The sequence below is a fragment of the Chitinophaga sp. W2I13 genome (genome assembly GCF_050434005.1).
Lineage (GTDB): Bacteria > Bacteroidota > Bacteroidia > Chitinophagales > Chitinophagaceae > Chitinophaga.
On sequence record NZ_JBNPWD010000001.1, the window covers coordinates 2,471,550 to 2,495,323 of the forward strand.

Below are 23,774 nucleotides of genomic sequence, written 5' to 3' on the forward strand. Positions count from 1 at the left end.
CAATCAATCAGGGATCCAAAAAAGTAGCCACTAGAAGGAATTCCATAGGTAGAACTATATCCCTATGCGTATAGTTATTAAATGTCAACTTGAACTAGATTAGCCACAGACGTATATATGTCAACGTCAATAAGTGTTTCAGGTGTTTCGATTGTTACGATTATGCTATAACGAACCTTATTATTATATCTTAATAATTTCTTACGCGTTTTCCACCAACCACCAACTGGGTACACTGCAATCTTATTTCTTGAGGCAAGATCAATTGCCAACCCTTCCCAAATATCCTTGTGTATAGAACCTTTGTTCCTTATTTGATCGCCTAAAATCCAGTTTTCACTCCCTTCCGCCTGATAATCATCTCCTCTCATTGCCCTGCTAATTCTGGACCTGAACGCTGTTTCGCGCTCATTTCTGTCAATCATTTTAAATCTAAGGCCATGTGAACGATAACCAGCAGCAAGTTGATAGTTTTTGTTATTGGGATTGGGTTCAATAAAATAAGATAAAGTAACTTTTAGCTTAACAGAAGTCTCATGTAGGGCCTCTAGTGCTTCCTTGGGCCACGGCAGATCAAATAAATGAAATTCATCAGTTTTTGTTTGCGACGCCTCTAATTTATATGGTTTTATTTCGCGTTCAGCAATAAGAGATAGAGAATTATTAGCACTGTGTCTGGCTCTAACCATATTAGGAACTCCATACCCTACATGACTAAGCAAATGTCGCTTATCATCAAGTGACAATTGATTTATATGCCTATTCCTTAACATTTCCGATGTCCAATCTGCACTATGTATTACTAATCCTCGTATTGTTTCTGGCCATAATTCGGGATACTGCTGATAGAGAATCGCGCCAAAACGAGATGCCAAAGCAGTAGCCCCACTAGTATCACCAAAATTATGCAGCCATGGAACATTAATACCTCCTCTGCCAGTTGATAGTATCAACAAGGAATCAGGATAAGCCAAGGCTTGCCGAAATAAAGCGTGATTTCCCCCTTCCATAACAATATCTGGCTTCCTACACCACTCGTTTTCCCAATAGTAAGAAGTGGTACTACAAGGAGCCATCGCTCCTCTCACCGCTAAAGGAGTTGCGGAAGGATATCTCTGTAAATCAATATTATCCTTTAACGTATAAGCTCCTACCGTAATAGCGTTAAATGATTGACCGGGATCTTCTATTGATATGGTTTTATTAATTAATGGATAATTGATTCTATCAGGCTTATCGATATTGCCTGCAGCAATGAAAAAAATTGTTTTTTGGTTTGGGTCATCATATGCTCCAAAAACAATTTGGTCCACAGCAGCGGACCATGAAGTAGGCCGGCCCCTGTGTGCTATTGTATCGCTACCCACTGCCATACACACAATCCTTTTATGTTGCGGATTTATTATTTCACCTCTCGAAACAGCCTCAATTGTAATTGCTCCATACAAAGCGGGATCATTAGAATGATTGGGAGAAACGATTTTTATACTCTCAAGATGATGCTTGATTTCTACTCTATTTCTATGAGCCAATAATTCAGTAAGATCACCATAAAATGCTAACCCAGCCATTGGAGTACCATGTCCTCCATTCGGATGAATATCATCTTTTCGCCAAGCAGGATTCACTGTATCCAAATGCGCTTGTGGAATCAAGTCTGTTAATAAAGGGTTAGCGATGGTAACTCCTGAATCCAATAAACAAACGGATACTTGGTCAGGCTGAAAATCAACTCTATTCCTTAAATCATTTACCCAGTCAGTTTGTTCACCGTAAGGCAAGCCTGTAAAAAAATCTACAATTTCTCCCGGTTTTCGAATTTCTGCTAACTTATCACTGTATAATAATCCTCGGCCAAGTTCATCAACATTGGCTTTCATTAAGTAAACAAAATGTTCTGGAAAAGAAATAAATCTATCTGCTATCTGAATATTCGCCTGTCCAAGTCGTTCAGCAATACTACCAATTGGATTGGTCACATTATCTTCAGGAACTCTAGAAAGCCATATTTCCCACCATACTCTTTCATCATTCTCAGGAAAGGGTAACTCTGGTTCTTGCCAAAAACTTTTCAAAGTCGCAGCCCTTATTTCCTCGATATTAGCAATTAATGACCTATTTAGAGGATGCCCTTTTGGGGTATCTCTCGTAATATATCCTTCAATCTTCCGTAAAAAAGTAGAAATAGCACGCGTATTAAGGTAGACTGTCGCCTCATAATAAAAATATGGCTCACCATCTTCTCCAACCACAGTACTAGGAAGACGTTTATATGTTTTAAGCTTTATGTTTTCTCCACTATCCTCAAGTTTATCGAGATCGAGAAAAAAATCGGGAGGTGATTTAAAAACAACATACACAAAACCCAAGTCTCTATCCCCATCGAATGCTTCAACAGCTTGGGTCATTTGTCGTTCTAATGACTTCCCATGTTGTTCCCTGTTAAGACCTTCTCGTGGAATAACTGGAGACCTTCCTTGATTGATACTGGTATACGGATATGATGTGGTGTGATCTCTGACCAATAAGTGATCGGCTAAGAATTGGGGCATACTCGGACAACGTTAAAATGGTTTTTTCCTTTGCTCGATATATGTTTTAAGACTTGTTTCTGTTAAAATTTTCTTCCCATAAACTAATCCATCCTTTTGAATATCCTTACATACATTGCTAACATCAGAATAACTTAGTCCTAAAGCCATCTCGGCAACTTTACTAAAATTTAAATTCTTGGATATTTTGAACTCGCTAAGTACCAATTGAAGAAGTTCCTGTATTTGTTCTCTATCTGGTAGTATGTATTTTATTATACTATCAAACCTTCTGAAGAGAGCATTATCAAGAGATTCTGGTAGGTTTGTAGCAGCAATAATTAGACTACTTGATTCATCCTTTTCGATTTGAAGCAAAAAGGAGTTAAGCACTCTCTTAATTTCTCCCACATCATTACCTATGGTTCGCATTGTGCCTATGCTATCAAATTCATCAAATAAATACACTGCCCGAACCTGTTTCATCGCGTCAAATATCAATCTCAACTTGGCAATTGATTCACCCATATATCGGCTAATTAGCCCATCTAAACGGATAATAAACAGAGGCAACCCTAATTCAGAAGCCATTACTCTCGCAGACATTGTTTTACCACAACCTGGAGGGCCAACAAAAAGTAATTTTCTACTTGGGTATAGATTATTTTCTGCTAAAATTTCAAATTTTTCTTGTTCGTCGATGACCTTTTGCAATGACTGCTTAATAGTGGGAGCAAGGATCATTTGGGCTAATTTGACTTGAGGATACTCAAGCTCTAACAAGTCACTTAGTTCCTTCTGAGCAGCATTTATCGGCATTGCTTTAATTAGACCTTGAGGGCCATGCTTGCCAACTTTTGCCTTATCAATCAGTTTCTTTAATTCCTCTGCAAAAAGATTGTTCCCTTTTCGAGCCTCGCCAGCTGCAATTTGCATAGCTGTAGCATAGAAACGGGCATCGTCTCCATCGCCAAAGGATTGAATTAAGGATTTTATCTGATCTGCAGCAGCCATATTCTATGAGTTATTGAAACTTAAAATATAAAAATTTATACGTTTACAAATCAACTCTTTATAGATAACAGATAAGGAGTCTATTATGTTTTATTCAGGAGCCAATTCTTAGCAAAATTAGAACAATTTTATGCCAAAAATTTGCAGTAATATAACAATTTGTTTTAAAACCGAACTAATTGTTAAGCTTTATCGTTGCTGGCTTACCCATGATTGAATCATAATTAGTGACCTCCCCCCAATAAATCGGGCCATTGAAAAGTAGAGAAATCGGGCAATAATTCATAATTTAAACATGAAAAATTGCTCATGAAAAAAACAAAATTTACCGAAAGCCAGATTGTGTTTGCGCTTAAGCAGGCGGACAGTGGTGTAAAGGTCCAAGAAGTATGCCGGCAAATGGGTGTCAGCGAAGCTACTTTTTACAACTGGAAGAAAAAGTATGGAGGACTTGGAATGAGTGAGCTAAGGCAACTGAAGCAACTTCAGGACGAAAATGCGAAGCTGAAGCAGATTGTCGCAGATTTAAGCCTGGACAAACAGATGTTGCAGGATGTGCTAAAAAAAAATCTTTGAAAACCCGTCAACTACGGCAGTTGGTAACCCATTTAACTGCCGACTACCAGGTATCCCTTCGAAGAGCCTGCCGCGTAGTTTGCATGCCCTGGTCCAATTGGCATTACCGTTCGCGCCGCCGAGAAGATCGGCACCTTCGCCAACGAATGCGCGAGATTTCAGAGGCGAGGGTCAGATATGGGATGTGGCGGATTTACATACTGTTACGCAGAGAGGGGTTTAAGGACAATCATAAAAGGATTCATAGGATCTACAAAGAAGAAGGGCTTAACCTACGCAGCAAAAGACCACGAAGGAATAAATCAGCGGCACACCGTCTGGAAAGACCCAATATCACTAATTTACACCAATGTTGGAGCATGGATTTCGTAGCCGATGCTCTCTTCGACGGACGTAAATTCAGGTCGTTAACTATAGTCGATAATTTTAGTCGCTACTGCCATGCGATCCGGGTCGGGAAATCCATCAAGGGGATAGATGTAGTGGAGGCTCTGGAAACTCTTAAGCGGGAGAATGGCACCGTCCCAAAACGGATACAAGTCGATAATGGAAGTGAATTTATCTCGAAGGATTTTGATCGATGGGCATATGAAAACAAGGTTGTGCTGGACTATTCTAGACCAGGTAAACCTACAGACAACCCATTCATAGAATCCTTCAACGGTTCATTCAGGGATGAGTGCTTAAACGTAAACTGGTTCTTATCCTTGGATGATGCCTATGAGAAAATTAGCAACTGGGTACAAGAGTATAATACCTTTAGACCACATAGCTCATTAAACGAGCTAACACCTGCTCAGTTTGTAGCCAATTGCAAACAGAACGAATATTGAGATGGTAGAAATAAAAATAAATCCTGATGATAAAAAGACGTCTTTTGCGGCAGTAGAATATAAACCAACGGCATCAGAAAAGACATCTTTTTCCCATCAGTTTTGTATCTTTAGATAGCCCGGCTTTCTCTATCTCACACTGACCCGACAAATGGGGGGACCTCAATAGCCCGGCTTTCTCTATCTCACACTGACCCGACAAATGGGGGGACCTCAGACCTCAAAATTACTCTAATTCTTGCGGCCGAAATATGGGGGAGCCGACACGAGTATCAACCGATGAACAAGCTCGCACTGGCTTTAGTTTGAATCACCAAGAATCTACATTAAAGGCATATTGCAAGATCATAGATTGTACCGTAATTTACACAGTACGCGAAGATCATTCAGCAAAGACGTTTAATCGTCCGGCATGGAATAATATGATAGAATTCATTAAGGCTCATAAAAAACTGGTAGATAAAGTTATTTTCCTTAGATGGGATAGATTCTCCCGTAACATGGAAGAGTCGTTGAAAGCAATACGCCTCTTACGCTCAATGGGTGTTGGCATTGAATCAATGGAGCAATCATTGGATTTAGATAATCCTGAAAGCAAAGTATTGCTAGCACTTTACCTTAGCATGCCGGAAGTAGAAAACGATAAAAACTCTATTCGTACCACTGAAGCATCCCGTCGATCAAGGCTAGAAGGTTTCTGGACAGGAACCGCCCCATTCGGATATAGTAACTTTCGTGACATAAACGAGAAATCAACCTTAATACCGAATGATAAAGCAGGCGTAGTAGAAGAAGCTTTCAACTTAATGGCTACTGGCGTTTTCTCCGCGGAAGAAGTGAGAATGAAACTAAGGCCCCAAGGCATACATCAAAGCAAGCAAGGGTTTCTAAACCTGCTACGCAATGTTGTCTATATTGGAAAAGTACATATTGCAGAATACAAAAAAGAGAGCGCTTATGATGTTATAGGCGCTCATCCTGCAATTGTGGATGAAGAAACCTACAATAAAGTTCAGGATATCCTAAAAGGTAAAAAGCCCAATTTCAAATTTGGCCAAAACAGAACTAACGATTACCCTCTACGCCAGTATCTGAAATGCCCCAGATGTGGTGGTGGCTTAACTGCCAGCGGCTCCCGTAGCAGGAATAAACAGATATATCACTACTATCACTGCATAAATAATAGCTGCAAGATTAGATATGGTACGGATAATACTCATAACGATTTTAATACTTTCCTCGGCTCACTGGTCGTACCGGAAGAGTTACGGGAGTTATACCAAGACGTTTTGGAAGATGTATTCAAAAAAGACGATGTTGAAAGATTGAAAGAGATTGATAGCCTGCAAGAAAAGATTGAATCATTGCAGAAGCGCATTAAAAAGGTCGAAGATGATTACCTTGATGGTAAGCTACCGATCAATGACTATACCTCAATAAAAGAGCGCTATTCAAAGGAACAAACACAGTTAGAAATAACTGCAATAGAAAAGAAGATGGAAAAGACACCATTTAGAAAATACCTCTCCTTTGGCCTATCAGTAGTAGGAAATATACAGCACTATTACCATCAGGCACCGGTGGAAGTAAAACAAAAACTGATTGGTTCAATCTTCCCCGAAAAACTGACTTATGAAAATAATTCATTTCGAACCGGCAAAGTAAATGAGGTGTTCGCCCTGATCGCTAGCAATAACAAGGCTTTCGAAGCAACTAAAAACAAAAAGGTCCGCATTTCTGCGGACCAGTCTAGTATGGCTCCCCCTTCTGGACTTGAACCAGAGACCCTCTGATTAACAGTCAGATGCTCTAACCAACTGAGCTAAGGAGGAGTGTTTCCCGTATCGTTTGCACGATTTGGGATTGCAAAAATAGGTAAATTTTCATTTTTGCAAAATCTTATTTCATTTTTTTTTGAAAAAAATTAGAAACCGGCCGCCATAGCGGGTTAAACAATCCTATTTTTTCACTGCCACCAGCAGCCTTTCCCCTAAAGCGCCCGCCCGTGTCGCCTTGCGGACAAATGGCAAATCCAGTTTGCTCACATAAAAATGCGGGAACGACCTGATCACTGTGCAGGTATATCCGTGCTGTTGCAGGGAAGTCACGGCGTCGGGAGTGGTAAAAACGAGTGCAGTAGCGGAATCGGGACGTAGCACCGGCGCCTGCAAATAAAAGTCGAATGCATAGGAGTTTGCCTGATACAGGCCGATGCTTTTACCGGGAAGATGAGCATTAGCATAGGCTGCTGCTGTACTTCCGCTTTGGTATTGCATCATATCGGGATATAAAATAGTGTTCAGGTAAAGGTTCAGCAGAATACTGATGGAAATGGTGCGGTAAAATACGGCCTGCCGGGTAGATTTATCCAGCCAGTAGTGCAGCAGCAGGTAAAGCAGGAGCAGGGCGGCGGCCAGCAGCAGCCACGCATAATGCATAGCCGGCTTGTACAGAAGGTCGATTACTACGCCTGCAACGGCTATCAGGATGATGATAGTATACTGTGTAACCCGGAAAAATTTCAGTCCTTTTTCTGTTTGCAGCGATAAAATATAATGGGCGGTAAGGATGGCAAAAAACGGAAAGATGATGTTCAGGTAGTGCGGCAGCTGAAAGCGGGAGAGTGAAAACAATGCAAAAGTGGCCAGGGCTGCGCAAATGCAGTAGTATTCCTTTTGCTGTTTCCATTTTTTTATGAAGATGATGATCGCTGCGTACAGCATCACCGACCAGGGAAGGAAAGCCCACAGGAGTGTATGAAAAAAGAAGAATGGATCGCCGGAACCCTTGATGGGACCGGTGTTCATAAAGCGCCCGAACTGGCTGTCCCAGAAGAAAAAGCGGATGCCTGATACGCTGGTAGCGCCGAATACAATTTTCTCCGGGTGCTGGTCGAATTGCTGGTACAGGGCATACAGCTCCGGTGTAATGAAAAGCGCTATCAGTACTACTGCCAGCGCCCAACGCCAGTGAAACAGCTCTTTCCAGTTGCGTGTAAACAGTAAATGACCGCCAATAGCAGCGCAAACCGGCACCAGGGCGAACAACCCCTTCGTCATGATGGCAAAGGCCGTAAAAAGGGCGCCCAGGAGGATGCCACGGCGGTAGAAATGATACACTGCCGCAATAATCAGTCCCGTGAGATAAGGCTCTGCTCGTACATCATTGTTGGATATAACAAGATGTTCGGCCGTAAGTAAGATACACACGGCCCAGCGGGCTATTTTTTCATCATATAAATGAAGTGCAAAACGGTAAGTGTACCAGGCGCCCATCAGCAAAAAAAGGATGGCGGGCAATTTATACGACCAGGTGTGAATACCAAAAAGCTGGAAGCTGATAGCGGCCATCCAGAAAGGGAAGTGGGGCTTGTCGAGCCAGTCATGACCATCGGCATAAAGATTCCAGTAGTCGTGTTTAATCACCATGGTTTTGGCGATGCCGGCATACAGCGCGCCGTCGGGTTCCAGGATGGGTACAAAAAGGGCACTAAACTGCAATAGTATCAGCATAGCGGTGATGAGCAGCCATACTTGTTTTTCAGAGAGAACAAATGAGCGTGTAACAGTTGTAGTCAGCATAACGAAAAGTTACAGGCATATACCGGTTACTTCAAATACGACGATCACTCTTAACAAAAAGATAATTATTTTACCAGAACCAGCCGCTTTTCTCCATGCCCAGCCAGGGCCCGTCTTCACGCTGCTCTATGGGATACGTTTTCAGGTAATATCCTTCCCCGCTGCTATTGTACCCATTTTTAAGACTGAACTTATAACGGTGCAGCGGGCATACCACATTACCGGCGGCATCAATCACGCCATCGGCCATAATGCCACCGGCATGCGGACATTTATATGCAAAGGCAAAAAGCTGCCCCTGGTGCAGGGTACAGCAAATTTTTTTGCCATTTACCTCCATTACGCTAATCTGTTTCTCTGCAAAGGGCAAACGGCCTTCTTCTAATTTATACCAGGAATATTCTTTGGCCATTAGTAGAAGAATTCGGTTTTATACGGGAAGCGCTCCTTGTACAATTGGGTTACTTTGTCCAGGATGGTTTTGCGCAGCTCCTCGATATTCCTTTTTTCCAATGCGGAAATGAATACACAATTCCCCTGGGTTTTTGTTTCCCAGTCCTGTTTCAGGGTGTTCAGGATATCCTGTTTGATTTCCGGCTCCAGCCATTTATCAAAGGTGTTGGCCTCGTACAGGTCCATCTTGTTAAAGATCATGATGGTGGGCTTCTCAAACGCTTTCAGTTCCTGCAGCGTGCGGTTCACCACTTCAATCTGCTCTTCATACTGCGGATGGGAAATATCTACCACATGGATCAGGATATCGCTCTCGCGTACCTCATCCAGCGTGGATTTGAAGCTTTCCACCAGGTGGTGGGGCAGTTTACGGATAAACCCTACCGTATCGCTGAGCAGGAAAGGCGTTTGATCGAATACTACCTTACGGGTGGTGGTATCCAGGGTAGCAAACAGTTTGTTTTCTGCAAACACCTCACTTTTGCTGAGCAGGTTCATGAGGGTGCTTTTGCCAACGTTGGTATACCCCACCAGCGCCACACGGATAAATTCGCCGCGTTCCTTACGCTGGGTAAGGGATTGGCGGTCGATATCCTCCAGGCGTTTACGCAGCAGCGATATTTTATCTTTTACAATACGGCGATCCGTTTCAATTTCCGTTTCACCAGGCCCCCTGCTGCCGATACCGCCTCCCTGTCTTTCCAGGTGACTCCACATACCGCGCAAACGTGGCAGGATATACTGGTACTGCGCCAGCTCTACCTGCACCCTTGCCTGCGCCGTGCGGGCACGGTGGGCGAAGATATCCAGGATCAGGTCACTACGGTCGATCACTTTTACTTTCAGCACCTTTTCAATATTGGCGATCTGTGAGCCGGTAAGCTCATCATCAAATATAACCAATGATATATCCCTGCCTGCAATAAACTGCTGGATTTCTTCCAGCTTACCTTTCCCTACAAAGGTGGCCCTGTCGGGATGCGCCAGCCGCTGGGTAAAGCGCTTAACAGCCGTAGCTCCCGCAGTTTCCGCCAGGAACATCAGCTCATCCAGGAACTCATTCACCTGGCGCTCTGTCTGGTCTTTGGTAATAACACCAACTATGACGGCTCTTTCCTCTTTTTGTACTACTTGTTTTTTCTCAATCAAGTTATTTCAGAATTTGAAGCAAATTTACAGAGAATTTAATCGCTACGCCATTTCTTCCTACATTTACCCGATCCAAAACAACCTTTCGATATCATGTTTAAACCTTTTTTACTGACAGGACTATTAATATCAACTATGGCAGTAGCCCAGGATAAGATGACACCCGAATTGCTATGGCAACTTGGACGGGTGAGTGGAGAGGCGTTGAGTGCTGACGGCAAAACCGTTATCTATGGCGTATCTCAGATCAATATGGCAGAGAACAAAAGCGAGAAGAACCTCTATGCGATCCCGCTGGCAGGCGGCGCCGCAAAGCAACTCACGCAAACACCCGGCGCAGAAGGAGATGTAGCCGTATTACCCGGCAACAAAATTGGTTTCTCCCTCAAAGGACAGTGGTATGAAATGAATGCCGATGGATCTGACCCGGTGCAAAAAACCAACGTGGACGGCGGAATGCAGAACATCCGCATTTCTCCCGACGGGAAGCATATTTTGTTTTCGAAAGAAGTAAAAATAAAGAAGATATCCGGCAGCGACCACTACGCGGATCTTCCGAAATCCAATGTGCAGATCTACGATAACCTGAACTACCGCCACTGGGATACCTGGGAAGATGGCAATTTCTCCCACGTTTTTTATGCCACTTACAATAATGGCGAAGTAGGCACGCCCGTAGATATTATGGCGGAAGAACCACACGATTGCCCGCAAATGCCCTCCGGTGGCCCTGAAGATATGATCTGGAGCCACGACGGGAAAAGTGTAATTTATGTTTGTAAGAAAAAATTCGGAAAAGATTACGCCATCAGCACCAATACGGATATCTACGAATATAACCTGGATACCAAAGCCACCCGCAATCTCTCCGAAGGAATGATGGGCTACGATGTGGCGCCCACCTTCAGCCACGACGGCAAATACCTCACCTGGTTAAGCATGGCCCGCGATGGCTATGAAGCAGATAAAAATGATGTAATCATCATGGATCGCGCTACCGGCGTTATCACCAACCTTACCAAGGGCTGGGATGGCACCGCTGCTTCTTCCCGCTTCAGCAACGACGGTAAAAAGATATATTTCCTGGCCGTAATAAAAGGCACAGAACAGCTGCTGGAAATTGCCCTGCAGAAAAATATCGCCCAAACAACGGAAAAGCATATACGCCAGGTAACCACCGGCGACTTCGATATCAACGATATGCTGGCACAATCCGGTAACACCCTGGTTGTGTCCCGCACAGATATGAACCATGCAGCGGAACTGTTTACTGTGGACCTGCAGAAAGGCGCCGTTACCCCGCTTACCAGCGTAAACAAAGCCGCTTACGATAAAATAGGCATGTGCAAAATTGAAAAGCGCTGGGTAAAAACCACGGACGGTAAGGATATGCTTACCTGGGTGATCTTCCCGCCGGATTTTGATCCTGCTAAAAAATATCCGACCCTGCTGTATTGCCAGGGCGGACCGCAATCGGCCGTATCGCAGTTTTACTCCTACCGCTGGAATTTCCAGCTGATGGCATCCCAGGGTTACATCGTGGTGGCCCCCAACAGAAGAGGGATGCCGGGTCACGGCGTAGAATGGAATGCGTCTATCAGCAAGGACTGGGGCGGGCAACCGATCAAAGATTACCTGAGCGCTATTGATGATGTGAGCAAGGAAAGTTATGTGGACAAAGCCCGATTAGGCGCTGTAGGCGCCAGTTACGGCGGCTACTCCGTATACATGCTGGCAGGGGTACACGAAAACCGCTTCAAAAGCTTTATCGCCCACGATGGCTTATTCGACCTGAAAAGCTGGTACGGTACTACCGAAGAACTGTGGTTTGCCAACTGGGATATCGGCGCTTACTGGGACCCCGCCAATGCCAATGGCTACAAACATTTCAACCCAAGTGAATACGCCAATAAATGGAATACACCTATTCTGATCATCCAGGGTGGTATCGACTTCCGCGTTCCTATTGAACAGGGCCTGCAGGCCTTCCAGCTGGCGCAGCTGAAAGGCATTAAAAGCAAGCTGCTGTACTTCCCGGAAGAAAACCACTGGGTGCTGAAACCGCAGAACGCCATCGTATGGCAGCGCGAGTTCTTCAACTGGCTGAAAGAAACCCTGTAAATCACTTATTAACCATATTATCATGGCTGCTTTATTACTGGATATTCAGGATGGTATTGCCACCATCACGTTAAACAGGCCTGAAGTATACAATGCGTTTAATGATCCGCTCAGCTATGAGCTACAGGACGCATTAAAGAAAGCAGAAAAAGATCCGGCAGTGAGGGTGGTAGTGTTAACAGGCGCCGGCAAGGCTTTCAGCAGTGGACAGGACCTCAAGGCTTCTATGGAGTCGGGAAAGCGCGACCTGAGCGAATCGCTGCGCAAACGCTATAACCCGATTATACGCGCTATCCGCAATATGCCCAAGCCGGTTATCTGCCGGCTTAATGGCGTGGCGGCCGGCGCCGGATGTTCCATTGCACTGGCCTGCGATGTGATCATTGCCAGCGAGGAAGCTACTATGATAGAAATTTTTGTAAACATCGCCCTGGTACTGGATTCCGGCTCCTCGTATTTCCTGCCCCGTACCGTGGGCTACCACCGGGCGTTTGAACTGGCCACCAAAGCCAGTAAAATCAGCGCGGCGGAAGCATTAAAACTGGGCCTGGTAAATAAAGTGGTGCCTGCTGCCGAACTGGATGCCGCCGTACAGGCGGAAACCGCTTACTACGCTGCCGCACCTACGAAAGCCATTGCACTCATGAAAAAAATGCTCACCAAAGGCATGACGGAAAACCTCGATGAAGTACTCGAGTATGAAGCATATTGCCAGGAAATTGCCGGCAACTCTGCCGATAACGCGGAGGGGATCCAGGCTTTCCTTGAAAAAAGAAAACCTGTATTCAAAGGTGAGTAACCGGTAAAAGATAAGAGATCGCTCTGATTATCTCCCAATAAAAAACGGCCCAGGTGTTAAACCCAGGCCGTTTTCTTTATATAAAAGCCCGGAGGCTGTTACAATCCGCTTAAACAAATACCGATCTGGTAAGGTCTGATATCCAGGTTATTGCTGGCGTTGTCTTTCAGCATTGGATTCAGGGAATATGCGCCAAACAAGGCAAAGTTACCATAACCTACGCGGGCAGTTGCCGCAAAGCGCCATGGGTTAAAGAATCCCCTGTTGGCATCTTTATCAATATCCTTGCTGCCATTGGCGCCGGTATATTTTACTTTGGTATGAGCATCCACCAGGGCGCCTACTTTTACACCAATTGCCGCTTTGAAGCCTTTATTGGCGTTGTCCGGCACACTGCGATACCTTAATTCAATAGGAATTTCCAGGTAAGTGGTCGCTACTTTATTCTTTTTAGCCGAAGAAGTAGGGAAAGATACCTGGTTAGGATTCAGCTTTCCCTGGATATCCATCGTATGATCTTTCAGGTAAACACCGCTGGTGCTGATACCTAACCCTGCTGCCATACTCAGTTTGGATTTCTTGAACGGGAAGTCGTACATCAGGGCAATATTAAAACCCCTGTTAAGGCCGCTCTTAATACTGTCAGGCGCACCCGCCCAGCCATCGTATGACAACTGTACCATTAAAAAGTCGTTGGAATGGGTAACCTTATTAACCGCCTTATTCATCGGTGAGCCACCATCCTGTGCAAAAACTCCAATAGAAACAGCTATCAGACCCAGGGTAAAAATTATTTTCTTCATATAATATACATACTTAGGAAAAAGAATATTAGGCAAATATAATGGAATGATTGTAAAGACAATCCGTTAAAGTATTGCTAAAACATTCACCCGGTCCTACATTCGCACGCCGAAAGTAACAGAAAAAGAAATATTGACCACCATAATCTTTTCCTGGTCCATACGTTGGATTGAACAAGATGAACAACAATATTGCCGCAAAATATCCTATTTTGAATAAATAATCCATCACCAACCTCATAACCCCTGCCAATGCTATTAAAGAGCCGTTGAAAAACTTCGCATGAAAAAAATTGTGAATACAGTGCTGGTACTTATCCTGGCAGTATTTATGGCGCTCATGGGCTTTGTTTATTATGCCTGGATCGTTAAAAACAGGAGCAGGAGCGCAGCTGAAGACATAATACAAACCAACCTGCTGATAGATAAGGTAAGATCCGTAGCCATGCTGGATAACAACTATACCAACAGCATCCGCGACATGCTGCTGAGGGGACAATCCACCATACCCGCCGCCAATTATGCCCTGCCAGACAGCATGCTGCACATCCTGAAGTCTGTTGCCGCCAGCATGCCCGGTGATACGCTCTCTCAAAAAATACTGGATAATTTCAGTACCCTTCTCCAACAAAAAATCAGTTATCATCAACGGATACTGGCAATAGCAGCCACTCAACCAGCACTGGCCAGGCAACTGATAACCGCCCCTGAAAACGCCCGGTTCCGGGAAAACGTAAGAGCCGCCGTGAATAGTTTCCTGCAGGAAAACCGGCGGAAACTGATTGTACGGATCGATAAAGACAATCGCTATACCCTGTACTCCTTCTGGACTACCATTATCATCAGCCTGTTCACCCTGGTGCTGCTGCTGGGCGAATCGCGGTACTTATACCGGATGTTCAGGAAACTGAAGCAGAAAACCAACCAGCTGCATAAACGGGAACAATCCTTCCTGCGACTGGCGGAAGAAACAGAACTAATCCTCTATAAAGCCCGGCTGGATGGCACCTTCACTTACGTAAGCAAAGGGGCCACCGAAATGACCGGCTACAGCAATACAGAACTGGTAGGCAAACATTACTCCCTGTTCCTGGAAGAAGATACCTGGAAACGGCTCGAAGCTTTTTACACCAACCAGGTGAAAACAAGCGACGACTATACCTCCCAGGAATTTGAAATCATTACCAAATCAGGCGCAAAAAAATGGGTGGAACAAATGGTCGCACTGGTGTATGACGAAGATGGCCGCGTAAAGGAATTTCAATGCGTTGTAAGGGATATTGATAAGAAAAAAAGGAACGAAGACCAGGTAATGTATCTCCAGGAACGGTTGGACGCTATCCTCGACTTTATGCCATCCATGATGTTCATAAAAGATATGCCAGGGAAATACCTGCTCGTAAATAACCGGTTTACCGAAATACACGGCGCAGATAAAAAAAATATTATCGGCAAAACAGATGCAGAGCTGCCATACGACTGGGTGCAACGCTATACCAGCCTGGATCGCGAGGTAAGAGCAACAGGCGCCAGGATAAAATCAGAACAGACCTTTGCCGTGAACGATAAGACCTATCACTTTCTCATTACTAAATTCCCTCTCCGGAATGCAGAAGGTGAAATGATCGGTATCTGCGGCATAGGACAGGACTTCACCGAAAAAAACAACTATATCGCTGCCATTGAAAATGCAAACAACCTTGCACAGGAGGCCGTCAGCGCGCAGGAAATGTTCCTCGCCAATATGAGCCACGAAATTCGTACCCCCATGAACGGTATCATCGGCATGACCAACCTCCTGATGCAGCAAAGCCAGTTATCTACCATACAAATGGAGTATACCGGCGCCATCAAAACATCCGCCAACCGCCTGCTGGTGATCATCAACGAAATCCTCGACTTCTCAAAAATAAAAGCCGGCAAACTATTGCTCCTACATGAACCGATGGATATTTACGAAGTAATAGACAATGCCCTCTTTCCCCTGAAACTACAGGCACAACAAAAGGAACTATTGTTTTTTGATGAGATAGATACCGCCATACCACCCTGTCTTTTAGGAGATGAAGTGCGTCTTAACCAGATCCTGACCAACCTCGTGGAAAACGCTATTAAATTTACTCCCGCCGGAAAGGTAACCGTGAAAGTATCCCTGGTGGAGGAAGATAAAGAACAATCCACACTCCGGCTGGGCTTTGAAATAACGGATACCGGCATAGGCATAGATCCGGAACAACATGAACTGATCTTTAAAAGCTTCTCCCAAACACATGCAAACAATGCCCGCAAATTTGGCGGTACCGGCCTGGGATTAGCCATCACCAAAGAACTCATTACCCTTCAACATGGATTCATCCGGGTAAACAGCCATCTGAATGAAGGTGCTACTTTCTATTTTGAACTGCCGTTCACCCGCAATAACAAAGCAATGACCAGTAAAAATGAAAAAGGCCCCCTGCACCAGGCGGAAAAACCACTGCAGGGAAAAACGATATTGGTGGTAGAAGACGACGACATCAATCAACAGGTGGTATTTCATACGCTGCGGAATGCCGGCGCCAGAACAGACGTGGTTAACAGCGGGAAATCGGCCCTTGAAATGCTGGACTGCAAAACGTACGATTGCATCATTATGGATATACAGATGCCGGGAATGGATGGCTACCAGACCACTCAGGCCATCCGCCGGAAAGGCATCCGGACTTATATGATTGCCATGACTGCCTCCGCACTGAAAGGAGAAAAGGAACGCTGCCTGGCCGCCGGGATGAACGAATATGTGTCCAAACCATTTGACCGCTCAGACCTGTTTCAGAAAATATTGAAAGGACTCGGGGAACAAGTGCCGGAATCAGCCACTGACAAAGAAAAAACCACTGAAATGCCCAACAGCGAACTAAACTTATCCGCCGCATACGGCATGATGTCCGGCGAAAAAGAACATGTAAAAATAATGCTGGAGGAACTGCTCGACAGCATCCCGCAAAAGCTTTCAGAGATGCACCAGCTGCTGGCAGAAAAAAACTGGCAACCACTTTATATGCTGGCGCACCAGATGAAATTTAACCTGAACATGGTTGGCATGCAATACGCATCAGATATAGCCTTATCTGTTGAGAGAGATGCCCGGCTGGAGGAAAACCTCGACAGTATTCCCGCCAGGCTGGAGGAACTTACTAACTTCTATTACCAACATGTGCCCCTGGTAAAAGCGCATATTGAGCAACCCTGACAGCACTATGCTTCCGGTAAAGTGAAATAAAACTGGCTGCCTTTCCCTTCCTCGCTATTTACGCCAATAATACCGCCCTGGGCTTCGATAAACTCCTTTGAAATGGCCAGTCCGAGGCCGTTTCCCTGGCCTTTCATCCCAGGCACCTGGAAAAATCTTTCAAAAATTTTACCCCGGAAAGCTTCCGGGATACCTTTCCCGTAGTCCTGTACCACAAACGATACCATCTCTGTTCCGGTAGGCGTTACCGTTAGTTTTATGGCAGCACCATGAGCAGAGTAGCGGATTGCATTGGTTAAGAGGTTCACCAGCACCCAGGCGGTTTTCTCCACGTCTGCCAATACTTTTGGCAAGGTGTCCGGCACCTGTGTGCGGATAGTGATTTCGCGTTGGGCAGCCTGTTTCTGCACCGTATCCATGGCGTATTGTACAATACTCATAGCAGTAACCGGTTGCGGCTGTAATTGTATATTGCCGCTTTCTACCTGCGACAGATCCAGCAATTCACTCACAATTTTTATCATGCGCCGGTTGTCCTGTTTCAGGCTGTCGACCAGTTCTTTTTGTTCAGCACTAAGTACCCCTGTCCGTTCATCTTCCAGCAGTTTAATACTGAAATCAGAGGCCGCCAGCGGCGTTTTCAGCTCATGGGAAATGGTGGCAATAAAATGTGTTTTGGCAATATCCTGTTCTTTGAAAGTGGTAATATTCCGGAGGATCACTACATAGCCTATACGATTTTCCTCATGCCTGATATTTGTTGTTTCCCGCGTGAAGAAACATTCTTTTCCATCCACCACTATTTTTAGCGGCGCATTTTCCTTTGTATTCACGAGGAAACGCAGCAGGTCGTTGCGTTTGGATATTTCTTCCGCCGGCTGCCCGATCAGATCCTTCTCGGGTATGTTCAGCAATTGCAGGGCAGGGGTGTTGGCAAACAGGATCACATTATTTACATCAAAACCAATGGTGGCATCTTTCAGGCTGCTGATCACGGCTTCCGCGCGTTGCTTTTCAAATACAATGCGCGCCAGGTTACTGTGCTCGTATTCATCCAGCCGCTGGGCCATGGTATTGAAGGCTGTAGCCAGGTCGCCAAACTCGTCGCCGGATTTAAAGTAGAGTCTTTTGCCGTATTGTTTATTGGCAATGTCTTTAATCCCTTGGGTAAGCGCACCAATAGGATTGGCAATGTACCCGGGAAAATTATACACAAAAGTAAAGCCCAGTACAAAGCAAAGCCCGCTGATGATGGCAATGTAAAGCAGTGCATTGTCTGCGGTTTTCTTTACCCTTTCATTTTTTCCTACGATAGCCGCCATATTGAGATCCATGATGGTGTAGATATTTTTCTTTATGGCGCCTGTTTCTACTGTGGAATCTTTTTGCAATAGTTCAAAAATGCGGGTTACTGCTGCCGTTGCATCTTTCTCGCCTCTTTCTGTTACGTTGGCCTGTTGCTTTTTGAGATTATCGGAAAAAGTTTGTGTCGCAGCAGCACGATGAACCGGCAGATCTTCCAAAGCTACCAGCATATTTTTCGAATACTCCAGTGATTCATAGTTATCCTTGAGAATAAACTTCGCCTTTTCGTTCAGGCGGTTCAGATAGTAATAGCCCAGTATGCTCACCACCAGCAGCATGATGTACAGGAACAATACCCCAAGCGTAATCTTTGTTTTTAATCTGAACGTATTCATGATAATATGATAATGTCGATATCGTTGGAAGAAAGCGTTTTCAACAACTGGTTAAACAGATTGGTGCGCAAAATGATACGAAAAAGACTGATATGCGGTTTTCCCATACAAATAGTGGTAACATGTTTTTCCAATGCAATGTTAATGATAGCTTCCGATACATTAGCGTTATGTTCCTGGATAACTTCCGCACCGAGTTCTGTAGCCAGTTTCAGGTTATTAATAAGATGACGTTGGGCAGCGAGCGCGATTTTGTCGGCACTTTCGCCAGGGGTTTGCACATACAATACAAACCAATCGGCGTGATAATAGGCCGCCAGCCGCGCTGTTTTCCGTATTACTTTCCGGGCCACTTCATCGTTGGTAGAAATGCATGCCAGGAAGCTTTCATGGCGCATCTGTAAGTTACGCGGGATCTGGATCTCTACTTTCCGCTCCACCTGCGTGGTTACTTCTTTCAGTGCCAGCTCACGTAGTTGCAGGATTTTATCTGCCTGAAAAAAATTGCCCAGGGCGCTCTCCACTTTAGAGCGATCATAAATTTTACCTTCTTTCAAACGGGTGATCAACTCATCGGCGGTGAGGTCGATGTTCACCACTTCATCGGCCATTTGCAGCACCAGATCAGGAACGCGCTCCTGTACTTCCACACCGGTTATGGATTTCACCTCCTGGTTAATGCTTTCGATGTGTTGTATGTTCACGGCAGAAATAACATTGATCCCTGCATTCAGGAGGTCCACCACATCCTGCCAGCGCTTTTCATTTTTGGAGCCGGGGATATTGCTGTGTGCCAGTTCATCCACCACTACCCAGTCGGGCGACAGGAGCAGGATGGTGGAAAGATCCATTTCTTCCAGCATTTTCCCTTTGTAAAATACCTGCCTGCGGGGAATTTGCGGTAATCCATCCAGCAGGGCATGCGTTTCCGCACGCCCATGTGTTTCGATGTAACCAATCTGGATATTCACCCCATTTCTTAACATGTCATGCGCTTCCTGCAACATACGGTACGTTTTTCCTACGCCGGCGCTCATACCGATGTAGATCTTAAACTTCCCCCTGCCGGCGCGGTTAGCCAGGTTAAGAAATTGCTGTACGGAGTGTTCTTTATCTGTCATTATTTATTTAGTTAGAACCATACGGCCAGTGATGCGGTAATCGCTGTATTCGTGTTCTTCAATTCTGTTCCTTTTATAAATGTGTTGTCTTTTCCGTTAAACGTTCTGCCTTCCAGCCGGAACATCACGTTATTCACCGGGGTAAAATCCAGGTTAAGTGAATAGCCGGTGGTTTGGAAGCCATCCGGTGTACCGGTGCTGATGATAACGCCGTTCTTATCATTATACTGCTCTACGCGTCCCGCCATCGCAAATTTATCTGTAAAGGCGTACCGGGCAATTACAACAGGACTGTACCAGCTATTGAAGTTGGATGATCCTTTAGTTTTTTGCTGTAATCCATAGTCGAATCCTGCGATGACACTGAATTTATCCGTTATGCTAAAGGTACCATAAACATTATTAAAGTAGCGCATCTGGCGTACACTATCCGGGAGATCATTACCGATATAAGTGCTCCAGTTGAGCAATATTTTTGTTGTTGGCTTAAAGGTGATTTGTGTACCAAAAGCAGGGGTTTGGTTGCCATCCACTTTTTTAATCCTTTGCCATCCGTTCAGGTACATAGCGGCAAACGACCATTTGTCGTTGGGCGTCCAGGTTACTTTGGCGCCGGCTTCATAATAGGGGGAGTTCTCTGCGAGGATGCTCCGGGTAAGCGTAGGGCAATCTTTTCCGATGGCGCTTTCAAAACCGATGTGTGCGGGCATTACTCCTGCATCGATCCAAACGTTCTTGCCTATACGGATACCGACGTTTGCCTCGTATACATACTGCATCAGGGTGGGTTCTGCTGCCAGGTTGTATTGGGGATAGGTGCCGGCCATCAGCCCTACGTTGGCACGGATACGGTCCGATGTGTAGTTAACTTTTACCATCGCCAGGTTGAGGTTTAATTCATTGTGGCGATTGTAGTTATACAGGAACCCAGGCTTAGTATGATTGGCCGGGTTGTTCAGGTCGTAACTGTAATATGCCTCTGCATAGCCGGAAAAGGTTACTTTTCCTTTCTCTTTCTCTTGTGCCGGTGCGTCCTGCGCAAACATAGTAATAGCAACTGCCAGAGCGCCGGCCAGTAATAAAAGTTTCTTCATTTTAAATATATAGGTTCGTGTTGGTAGATCACTGGTAACCTGCTGCGACAGGCCACCAGTTAAAAGGTTGTTCACAGGACATTCAGAGGTAAGGAATAATAGAACTGCGCGCTACTTCATATCGTCGAGCGCTATGTTTAATTTTAACACATTAACAGTAGATAGTCCAAACAGTCCCATCAAGGGGCCTTTGGTATTGGCATCGATCAGTTGTTGCAGTTTGTCCGCAGGAATGCCTCTTAGTTTCGCCACACGCGGCACTTGTACATAAGCCGCAGCGGGAGTGAGGTGCGGGTCTAAACCGCTGGCAGAAGCGGTGACCAGTTCTGCGGGGATGTTTTCTTTTTTTACATCCGGGTTGTGTACCATGAAAGAATCAATTCTTTCCTGTACCGTTTTCAGGTAATCCGGGTTACCCGCTGCTTTATTGGACCCACCGGAACCGGCGGCATTATAATCAACCGTAGAAGGACGGGGCTGGAAATACTTATCATCACTGAATTTCTGCGCAATGTTTTCATAGCCCACTACTTTTCCGTTATGCATTACTTTGATACCATCGCCTTTTCCGGGAGCCATTTTAGCCACGCCGGCAATGAACAGCGGATATATTCCTCCCAATAATACCACCAGTAACAGTGTGAGTTTTACAGAAGGCCAAAGATATTTTTTCATCTCTTTAAAAATTTATCAGTTTACAATTACATAAAAAGCGCTATCAGCATATCAATCAGTTTGATACCGATGAAAGGCGCTACAATACCGCCAACACCGTAGATCAGCAGGTTGCGGCGAAGCAATGCGCTGGCGCCGATAGGCTTATAGGCCACGCCGCGAAGGGCCAGCGGTATCAGCATCGGGATAATGATGGCGTTGAAAATAACCGCACTCAGGATCGCTGTTTCGGGGCTGTGCAGTTTCATGATGTTGATGCCCTGCAAGGCTGGTATGGAAGCCACAAACAGCGCGGGCACAATAGCAAAATATTTTGCCACGTCGTTGGCGATGGAGAAAGTGGTAAGGGTACCGCGCGTCATTAACAGCTGCTTCCCGATTTCCACAATTTCAATCAGCTTGGTAGGGTCATTATCGAGATCCACCATGTTACCGGCCTCTTTTGCAGCCTGGGTACCGCTATTCATGGCCACGCCTACATCTGCCTGTGCCAGGGCGGGCGCATCGTTGGTACCATCGCCCATCATGGCTACGAGGCGGCCCTCGTTTTGCTCTTTGCGGATATAGCTCATTTTATCTTCCGGTTTGGCTTCGGCGATGAAGTCGTCCACACCGGCTTTGGTGGCAATATATTTAGCTGTAAGCGGGTTATCACCGGTTACCATCACCGTTTTCACGCCCATTTTACGCAGGCGGTCGAAACGCTCGCTGATACCTGGCTTAATAATATCCTGCAATTCAATAACGCCCTGCACCTTGCTGTTGAGCGCTACTACCAGCGGCGTACCGCCGTCGTTGGAAATAGATTCTACTTTTGCGAGTGTTTCCGCGGGGAAAGAAAATCCTTCTTTTTCAGCGAGCCGCCTGATGGCATCATAGGCGCCTTTGCGGATACGGCTACCATCGGGTAGATCGATGCCGCTGCTGCGGGTTTCCGCGGTGAACTTCACCAGGCTGGCGCCACTCACCGATAATTTACTCACCACATCTTTGCCCGCCAGTTCCACGATGGATTTACCTTCCGGTGTTTCATCCGATAAAGAGCTGAGTGCGCAGAGGCGGATAAAATCCGCCGTGGGTATACCATTGGTAGCGTAGAAGTTAGTGGCCTTGCGGTTACCGATGGTGATGGTACCGGTTTTATCCAGCAACAGCACATCAATATCGCCGGCAGTTTCCACGGCTTTCCCTGATTTGGTGATTACGTTGGCCCGCAGGGCGCGGTCCATTCCCGCAATACCGATAGCCGATAATAAACCACCGATGGTAGTAGGGATGAGGCATACAAACAGGGAGATGAAGGCCGCAATGGTGATCGGTGTTTGTGCGTAGTCGGCAAATGGTTTCAGCGTTACGCATACAATGATAAATACCAGGGTGAAGCTGGCCAGCAGGATGGTGAGCGCAATTTCATTCGGTGTTTTCTGCCTGCTGGCGCCTTCTACGAGGGCTATCATTTTATCCAGGAAAGATTCACCGGGCTCAGTGCTTACCCGTACTTTAATATGATCGGACAATACCTTGGTACCGCCTACCACACTGGATTTATCACCGCCGGCTTCCCGGATAACCGGTGCACTTTCACCGGTGATGGCAGATTCGTCGATGCTGGCCAGGCCCTGTACTATTTCGCCATCGGCAGGAATAATATCGCCTGGCTCACATACGAAGATGTCGCCTTTACGCAGGGAAGAAGAGGATACGATTTTGATTTCGTTGGTAAAGATTTCACCTACCAACTCTACTTTCTTTGCTGGTGTTTCTTCTCTTGTTTTACGTAAACTTTCGGCCTGTGCTTTACCACGCGCTTCCGCAATGGCTTCGGCGAAGTTGGCAAACAACACGGTAAGGAAGAGTACTATAAAGATGGCGACATTATACGCCGCACTGCCCTGTTCCTTATTGCCGGTAAAGAGTGCATACAGCGCTACTATCAGCATTACGGCAGTACCTATTTCCACGGTGAACATCACCGGGTTTTTGATCATTAATTTCGGATTCAGTTTTACGAAAGACTGCTTCAGGCTCTCCATCACCAATTCTTTCGGAAACAATTTATTATCATGCTTCATGGTAGTCAGTCATTAAAAAA

16 protein-coding genes and 1 tRNA gene are annotated in these 23,774 nt (G+C 45.5%); 5 read left to right on the plus strand and 12 right to left on the minus strand.

Annotated features, from left to right (window positions below; all coding sequences use genetic code 11):
* Positions 1-77: 77 nt before the first annotated feature.
* Entirely contained in the window at positions 78-2,552 is a 2,475-nt protein-coding gene (locus QFZ48_RS10030) for a S8 family peptidase (RefSeq protein WP_429062155.1), read from the minus strand.
* A 12-nt stretch (positions 2,553-2,564) separates the two neighbouring features.
* Positions 2,565-3,545, minus strand: a complete 981-nt coding sequence (locus QFZ48_RS10035) for an AAA family ATPase (protein WP_429062157.1) — start codon at positions 3,543-3,545, stop codon at positions 2,565-2,567.
* Between the two features lie 309 nt (positions 3,546-3,854).
* Here QFZ48_RS10035 and QFZ48_RS10040 point away from each other — a divergent pair.
* A protein-coding gene (locus tag QFZ48_RS10040; protein WP_394349268.1) for an IS3 family transposase occupies positions 3,855-4,954 on the plus strand; the annotation gives its coding sequence in 2 pieces (ribosomal slippage) (positions 3,855-4,110 and positions 4,110-4,954; 1,101 coding nt in all).
* A 251-nt stretch (positions 4,955-5,205) separates the two neighbouring features.
* The gene (locus QFZ48_RS10045; RefSeq protein ID WP_429062159.1) at positions 5,206-6,747 is read left to right on the plus strand and encodes a recombinase family protein; all 1,542 of its coding nucleotides are present in this window, start codon (positions 5,206-5,208) and stop codon (positions 6,745-6,747) included.
* On the opposite strand, the gene QFZ48_RS10050 is transcribed toward QFZ48_RS10045, so the two are convergent.
* The 4 genes from QFZ48_RS10050 to hflX form a co-directional block, all read right to left on the minus strand.
* Positions 6,710-6,786 (minus strand) — tRNA-Asn (locus QFZ48_RS10050). The two genes, QFZ48_RS10045 and QFZ48_RS10050, sit on opposite strands and share 38 nt — an antisense overlap.
* A 126-nt stretch (positions 6,787-6,912) precedes the next feature.
* Positions 6,913-8,535: an ArnT family glycosyltransferase gene (locus QFZ48_RS10055; protein ID WP_429062161.1), complete on the minus strand. Its 1,623-nt coding sequence runs from the start codon at positions 8,533-8,535 to the stop codon at positions 6,913-6,915.
* Positions 8,536-8,605: 70 nt separating this feature from the next.
* Positions 8,606-8,947 carry a Rieske (2Fe-2S) protein gene (locus tag QFZ48_RS10060; RefSeq protein WP_079471652.1) on the minus strand — a complete coding sequence of 114 codons (342 nt, stop codon included), beginning with the start codon at positions 8,945-8,947 and terminating at the stop codon, positions 8,606-8,608.
* Entirely contained in the window at positions 8,947-10,137 is a 1,191-nt protein-coding gene (gene hflX, locus QFZ48_RS10065) for a GTPase HflX (protein WP_370909043.1), read from the minus strand. The genes QFZ48_RS10060 and hflX overlap by 1 nt, the downstream gene beginning before the upstream one ends.
* Before the next feature lie 135 nt (positions 10,138-10,272).
* Here hflX and QFZ48_RS10070 point away from each other — a divergent pair, with 135 nt between their 5' ends.
* A complete protein-coding gene (locus QFZ48_RS10070) occupies positions 10,273-12,258 on the plus strand; it encodes a S9 family peptidase (RefSeq protein ID WP_429062162.1) in 1,986 nt (661 codons plus the stop codon).
* 22 nt (positions 12,259-12,280) lie between these two features.
* Entirely contained in the window at positions 12,281-13,057 is a 777-nt protein-coding gene (locus tag QFZ48_RS10075; RefSeq protein WP_429062164.1) for an enoyl-CoA hydratase-related protein, read from the plus strand.
* Between the two features lie 98 nt (positions 13,058-13,155).
* On the opposite strand, the gene QFZ48_RS10080 is transcribed toward QFZ48_RS10075, so the two are convergent.
* Positions 13,156-13,860, minus strand: coding sequence for a porin family protein (locus QFZ48_RS10080; RefSeq protein ID WP_370909040.1), 705 nt, complete (start codon positions 13,858-13,860; stop codon positions 13,156-13,158).
* A 283-nt stretch (positions 13,861-14,143) separates the two neighbouring features.
* On the opposite strand from QFZ48_RS10080, the gene QFZ48_RS10085 reads away from it, so the two are divergent.
* Positions 14,144-17,092 carry a PAS domain S-box protein gene (locus QFZ48_RS10085; RefSeq protein WP_429062166.1) on the plus strand — a complete coding sequence of 983 codons (2,949 nt, stop codon included), beginning with the start codon at positions 14,144-14,146 and terminating at the stop codon, positions 17,090-17,092.
* Positions 17,093-17,097: 5 nt separating this feature from the next.
* Here the strand turns inward: QFZ48_RS10085 and QFZ48_RS10090 are convergent, their stop codons facing one another.
* The 5 genes from QFZ48_RS10090 to kdpB all read right to left on the minus strand — a co-directional run bounded on the left by QFZ48_RS10090 (position 17,098) and on the right by kdpB (position 23,754).
* Positions 17,098-18,792: an ATP-binding protein gene (locus tag QFZ48_RS10090; RefSeq protein WP_429062167.1), complete on the minus strand. Its 1,695-nt coding sequence runs from the start codon at positions 18,790-18,792 to the stop codon at positions 17,098-17,100.
* Positions 18,789-19,913, minus strand: coding sequence for a sensor protein KdpD (locus QFZ48_RS10095; RefSeq protein ID WP_429062168.1), 1,125 nt, complete (start codon positions 19,911-19,913; stop codon positions 18,789-18,791). The genes QFZ48_RS10090 and QFZ48_RS10095 overlap by 4 nt, the downstream gene beginning before the upstream one ends.
* Before the next feature lie 11 nt (positions 19,914-19,924).
* A complete protein-coding gene (locus QFZ48_RS10100; RefSeq protein WP_429043468.1) occupies positions 19,925-21,007 on the minus strand; it encodes a porin in 1,083 nt (360 codons plus the stop codon).
* Positions 21,008-21,118: 111 nt separating this feature from the next.
* Complete coding sequence (gene kdpC, locus QFZ48_RS10105) at positions 21,119-21,682, minus strand: potassium-transporting ATPase subunit KdpC (RefSeq protein WP_370909035.1); 564 nt, start codon at positions 21,680-21,682, stop codon at positions 21,119-21,121.
* 26 nt (positions 21,683-21,708) lie between these two features.
* Positions 21,709-23,754 carry a potassium-transporting ATPase subunit KdpB gene (kdpB, locus tag QFZ48_RS10110; RefSeq protein ID WP_429062170.1) on the minus strand — a complete coding sequence of 682 codons (2,046 nt, stop codon included), beginning with the start codon at positions 23,752-23,754 and terminating at the stop codon, positions 21,709-21,711.
* Between the last annotated feature and the right edge of the window lie 20 nt (positions 23,755-23,774).

Bases quoted from the DNA above. Each gene is read 5' to 3' on its own strand.
- QFZ48_RS10030 (WP_429062155.1), bottom strand. From the start codon at position 2,552: ATGCCCCAATTCTTAGCCGATCACTTATTGGTCAGAGATCACACCACA.
- QFZ48_RS10035 (WP_429062157.1), bottom strand. From the start codon at position 3,545: ATGGCTGCTGCAGATCAGATAAAATCCTTAATTCAATCCTTTGGCGAT.
- QFZ48_RS10045 (WP_429062159.1), top strand. From the start codon at position 5,206: ATGGGGGAGCCGACACGAGTATCAACCGATGAACAAGCTCGCACTGGC.
- QFZ48_RS10055 (WP_429062161.1), bottom strand. From the start codon at position 8,535: ATGCTGACTACAACTGTTACACGCTCATTTGTTCTCTCTGAAAAACAA.
- QFZ48_RS10060 (WP_079471652.1), bottom strand. From the start codon at position 8,947: ATGGCCAAAGAATATTCCTGGTATAAATTAGAAGAAGGCCGTTTGCCC.
- QFZ48_RS10070 (WP_429062162.1), top strand. From the start codon at position 10,273: ATGGCAGTAGCCCAGGATAAGATGACACCCGAATTGCTATGGCAACTT.
- QFZ48_RS10075 (WP_429062164.1), top strand. From the start codon at position 12,281: ATGGCTGCTTTATTACTGGATATTCAGGATGGTATTGCCACCATCACG.
- QFZ48_RS10080 (WP_370909040.1), bottom strand. From the start codon at position 13,860: ATGAAGAAAATAATTTTTACCCTGGGTCTGATAGCTGTTTCTATTGGA.
- QFZ48_RS10085 (WP_429062166.1), top strand. From the start codon at position 14,144: ATGAAAAAAATTGTGAATACAGTGCTGGTACTTATCCTGGCAGTATTT.
- QFZ48_RS10090 (WP_429062167.1), bottom strand. From the start codon at position 18,792: ATGAATACGTTCAGATTAAAAACAAAGATTACGCTTGGGGTATTGTTC.
- QFZ48_RS10095 (WP_429062168.1), bottom strand. From the start codon at position 19,913: ATGACAGATAAAGAACACTCCGTACAGCAATTTCTTAACCTGGCTAAC.
- QFZ48_RS10100 (WP_429043468.1), bottom strand. From the start codon at position 21,007: ATGAAGAAACTTTTATTACTGGCCGGCGCTCTGGCAGTTGCTATTACT.
- kdpC (WP_370909035.1), bottom strand. From the start codon at position 21,682: ATGAAAAAATATCTTTGGCCTTCTGTAAAACTCACACTGTTACTGGTG.
- kdpB (WP_429062170.1), bottom strand. From the start codon at position 23,754: ATGAAGCATGATAATAAATTGTTTCCGAAAGAATTGGTGATGGAGAGC.